Source organism: Polaromonas sp. P1_G4 (assembly GCF_056405475.1).
Map to the genome: position 1 here is coordinate 1 of NZ_JBFUCA010000392.1, position 4,085 is coordinate 4,085.

The following is a 4,085-nucleotide window of genomic DNA, read 5'->3' on the forward strand; positions in this document are numbered from 1 at the left end:
TTCGTATCCAGGGTATTGATGCGCCGGAAATCTGCCAGCCGGGCGGGGCCCTCGCGCGTGATGCGCTGATGCGCCGGCTTCTGGGCAAACGTGTGGCGGTGCATGGCCAATACCACGACGACTACGGCCGCCTCCTGGCCAGGGTGGGGTTCAGCGGAGAAGATGCCGGCAAATGGATGGTCGCAAACGGTATGGCCTGGTCCTACCGCAGCCGCGGCAATGCAGGTCCCTATGCCCGGGCGGAAAAACGTGCCCAGGCCGCAAAGCTGGGACTGTTTGCATCGACAAAAGGCGCGCCGCCTGTGTATCCGGCGCTGTTCCGCAAGCAGCATGGAAGCTGCCACTGAAAGGATCCGTGGGGGTCTGCAAAGACTGCTGCAGGATCCAGGCGCCGCGGTGGCTGCATCGCCGCCCGGTCACAACGAAAAAAGCAGGCACAGATTATCTGTAGCCTGCTTTTTTTAGCCACCTGCGCGGTGGCCCGGCTTGTTCAGCCGCTTACGCTCAAGGACGAACGACGATGTCGTTACGCACACCCTTGACGTTCTTCACATTGCGGGCAATGTTTTCGGCCTGGGCTTTTTCAGCGCTGGACTTGGCAAAACCGGACAGCTGAACCGTGCCATTGAGCRTTTCCACCTTGATGGAGGACGCGGCAACGGTTTTGTCCTCGACGAACTTGGCCTTGACTGATGTGGTGATGGCAGCATCGTCAACATAAGCGCCAGCAGTTTCCTGACCACGCCCAACGGCGCAGCCGCTGCCGATGATGGTGATGCCTGCCAGTGCGGCGAATGCAATTGCGCGAGCGTATTTCATATTGTTTTCCTCTAAGTTGGTTTAATCGTCTGGTGCATGGTTAAAAAGGCCTGTCGACTGGCGGCACCACGCCGGCCGACCTGCGGTAATCGTTATTTCTCCAGCCAGTCCTTGAGCTCGTCGGCATGCTCTTCCTCATCGGCAAGAACATCTTCGAGCAGGCGGCGTGTCGTGGGATCCTTGTCGCCGATCAGCGCAATCATCTGGCGATAGGTTTCAACCGCGATGCGTTCGGCGATCAGGTTGACCCGCACCATGGTTTTGAGGTCGTTCGATTCGTCGTAATCCGCATGGCTGCGCTGCAACAGAGTGGCCGGCGAAAAGTCCGGCTCGCCTCCCAGCTGCACAATGCGCCGGGCAATGCGGTCCGCATGTCCGGATTCTTCATTGGCGTGGACCAGGAACTCGTCGGCAATGGGCGGCGACGACACACCGCTGGCCATGAAGTAGTGCCGCTTGTAGCGCAATACGCAAACCAGTTCTGTTGCCAGTGCGTCATTCAGCAGCTTGACGATCGCATCGCGGTGCGGCCCGTAGGCCGGCGTGATCGCGCCGTCGTTGAGGCTGTTCCGGGCTGCGTTCAGCGCTGTTTCATCGAGCACCAGCTCGTCGGGGGCGGTGCGGGAAAGCGTGGAGGTGTTCATCGTGTGTAGGGTGTTTTTTCAGGCTTGTGCGGTGCGCCAGACAGCATGGACAGCAAGGTGCCTGGGAGTTCGGACGTCTTGAGGGCGGCCAGCAGCAAGCCGCCAAGTGATACCAGTCGCCAGGGCCGTAGTACGACCGCCGCAGCGCCTGCCGCGGCTGCAATACCCAATAGCTGCAACGGCTTTTCTTCGGCGTACTTGTCAATCATCGGCCGGGCAATGTCAACTGCCACGCTCACGGGGTGATGCCGCCACCAGCTCCCCAAAGCATGTTTGAGAACGCCCCAGGTTCCGCGGTCGAGAAAGTGCGCCGGATCATTCTCCGGGCCGGCCTCTGGATTGCCCGGGTTTTCTTCATGGTCCAGCTTTTCCCGGCTCATGTGCCGGACAATGGCCTTGCGGCTGCTGGCCAGCCTTTCCTGCGGCGTTGGGGCGGTGAGGGTGGACATCGGTTCAGGCGGCCATGCGCAATGCGCGCGCGTCGCTGTCAATCTGGGCTTTCAACTCGGGAAAGCGTTCATTCGCGAAAGGTTTTCTCGCGCGCAATGCGGCCCCGATGGCGATGGCCAGTGCAATGCCCGGAACCACCACCAGTGCCCAGTGAAACTGGTTTTGAAGCGCCCCCAGCATGACGGCCGTTCCTGCGAGCCCCAAAAATACGGCGGCCGCCAGTACCGCAATCACCCACGCCACAGCCCGTGCAACCAGCTCGGCACCCGCATCGGAAGCCTCTTCATGAAAGAGCGCCGCGTAAGCAGAGACATGATCCATGACGAGGTCAGGCCGCTGCACGATGGTGGAGAACAGGGGGTGAAGCATTGGATGGGGCGAATCTGCGTGCAGTGGTCGGTACCGGGGAAAAGCGGGCGGGAGCCTGGCGATCAGTAACGGTTTTGGTTGCGATGGCGTGCAGACGACACCAGCAGCGCGATGCCGGCGCCGACGGCGGCGGCAATCAGCACCGAACGCAGGGGTTGCTCGGCAACATAACGGGTGGTTGCACCTGCGGCATTGGACAGCGACTGCTGTGCGCGATGCTTGGCTTCAGAGGCGATATCGAGGCTCTGACGGGCAAGGTGCTGGGCCTTGGACGCCAGCATGTCAACGACGGGATCCACGCTGCCGCGCAGTTCGCGCACTTTGGTTTCGGCTTTGTCGAATGCCTCGTTGGCATAGCTGCGGGTGGAGTCAACGGCTTTTTCTGCGTTCTGCAGCAACTCATCCGAGCTTTGGCGGGCAGTCTTGGTGGCGGTTTGGGTATTCATGTCAGGTCCTTGGTGAGTTGAGTGAATGACGATGGAGATGCAAGGAGAGCGCGCGCCGCTCGCTCGTAAAAAGCGTTCGGCACTCTCGGAATGGCTGGATCAATTCTTTCGGAGCAAGCTGATGACAAAGCTCACGATGGCCATGACGGCGAAGATGAAAAAGAGGATCTTGGCGATCTCGACGGCACCTGCGGCGATGCCACCAAAACCGAATACGGCAGCGATCAACGCGATGATCAGGAAAACGACGGAGTAGTGCAGCATCTCGGGCTCCTTGCTTGGCTAAAAGGGGTGGTGCTTCTTTTTGAAACGCCTTCAGCAAGGTTAATGAGTGCCTTCAATTTCCTTCATCGGCTGCCAGCGTGTACCCCTGTCAGTTCGAGCGGCCATGCCCTGTAGGAGGTGGCCGACATTTTGTTACGCTGGCAGCGCAGCGCATGCCTCGAAAAGCTGAGGGGTGTTGAGCCCTTTGGCGGGCAGGGCGCAGCAGCAGGTGACCTGCCCCGCGCCACGTTCAGAGACCGGTCAAAGTGTTTTGGGCAGCACCGCTGAAATGCGCGTGCCATCGCCTTCGGTGCTGGACACCGTCAGCCGTCCGCCTGCGGCTTCGACGCGATGGCGCATGCCGGCAAGGCCATGGCTTCCCGGGCCCACGCTCTCAAGCTTGAAGCCTTTGCCGTTATCTTTGACTTCTACCGTGATGTAGCTGTCGAAGTTGTGAAGGCTGATCTCGGCTTGCCTGGCTTCTGCGTATTTGCCGATGTTTGTCAGTGACTCCTGCACCAGCCGGTAGATGGTCAGCTGCGCCGAGCCGCCGAGTTCCACAGGCTCCAGATCGGTGGTGATGGAGAGTCCGGAGCGTTCTTCAAACTCGCGTGCGAGGATCTCGAGAGAGGCGACCAGGCCCAGATGCGACAGCGAGGACGGCCGGAGGTCTTCGACAATGCGGCGTTTCAGCGCAATGCCGCTGTTCAGCGTGTTGGTCAGGTGCGTCAGCCGCTCAGCCGCTTCCGGCAGATTGCCTGCCAGGCGGGATTTCAATCGGGCCACATCCAGTTTCGCGGCGGTCAAAAGCGCGCCCAGTTCGTCATGCAGTTCACGCGCGAGGTGGCCGCGTTCGTCCTCGCGCACATTTTGCAGGTGGGTAGCCAGCTCGGCCAGGTTGGCGGTTCTTTCACGTACCTGTATTTCGAGGAAGTCGCGCTCGCGTTGCAGGGATTCCTGCTCGCGCCGRCCGGAAGCAAGCAGCGCCTTGGTTTGAAGGAGGTACATGTAAAAAGCCAGCAAGCCCGCCAAAGCCATGGCCGCAATGCCGATGCGGGAGAGCTCCAGCGCCTTCTTGATCTGAACCTGCCCC

The 4,085-nt window shown here is 60.5% G+C and carries 8 protein-coding genes; 1 reads left to right on the forward strand and 7 read right to left on the reverse strand.

The genetic code is table 11. The features are described 5' to 3' along the window. The coding region (locus tag AC1D1X_RS17200) for a thermonuclease family protein (protein ID WP_477698738.1) at positions 1 to 347 on the forward strand (347 nt) is incomplete at its 5' end. A gap of 157 nt (positions 348 to 504) precedes the next feature. Here the strand turns inward: AC1D1X_RS17200 and AC1D1X_RS17205 are convergent. The 7 genes from AC1D1X_RS17205 to AC1D1X_RS17235 all read right to left on the reverse strand — a co-directional run. Next, the gene (locus tag AC1D1X_RS17205; protein ID WP_477698739.1) at positions 505 to 819 is read right to left on the reverse strand and encodes a BON domain-containing protein; all 315 of its coding nucleotides are present in this window, start codon (positions 817 to 819) and stop codon (positions 505 to 507) included. Between the two features lie 92 nt (positions 820 to 911). Beyond that, on the reverse strand, positions 912 to 1,463 hold the full coding sequence (locus AC1D1X_RS17210) for a ferritin-like domain-containing protein (protein WP_477669810.1): 552 nt from the start codon (positions 1,461 to 1,463) through the stop codon (positions 912 to 914). After that, complete coding sequence (locus AC1D1X_RS17215; RefSeq protein ID WP_477669809.1) at positions 1,460 to 1,912, reverse strand: hypothetical protein; 453 nt, start codon at positions 1,910 to 1,912, stop codon at positions 1,460 to 1,462. The genes AC1D1X_RS17210 and AC1D1X_RS17215 overlap by 4 nt, the downstream gene beginning before the upstream one ends. Positions 1,913 to 1,916: 4 nt before the next feature. Next, positions 1,917 to 2,282 carry a hypothetical protein gene (locus AC1D1X_RS17220; protein ID WP_477648497.1) on the reverse strand — a complete coding sequence of 122 codons (366 nt, stop codon included), beginning with the start codon at positions 2,280 to 2,282 and terminating at the stop codon, positions 1,917 to 1,919. A 62-nt stretch (positions 2,283 to 2,344) separates the two neighbouring features. Beyond that, positions 2,345 to 2,728: a glycine zipper domain-containing protein gene (locus AC1D1X_RS17225; protein WP_457279640.1), complete on the reverse strand. Its 384-nt coding sequence runs from the start codon at positions 2,726 to 2,728 to the stop codon at positions 2,345 to 2,347. Between the two features lie 99 nt (positions 2,729 to 2,827). Beyond that, a complete protein-coding gene (locus AC1D1X_RS17230) occupies positions 2,828 to 2,992 on the reverse strand; it encodes a DUF1328 domain-containing protein (protein WP_457279639.1) in 165 nt (54 codons plus the stop codon). Between the two features lie 261 nt (positions 2,993 to 3,253). Then, the coding region (locus tag AC1D1X_RS17235; protein WP_477698740.1) for a sensor histidine kinase at positions 3,254 to 4,085 on the reverse strand (832 nt) is incomplete at its 5' end.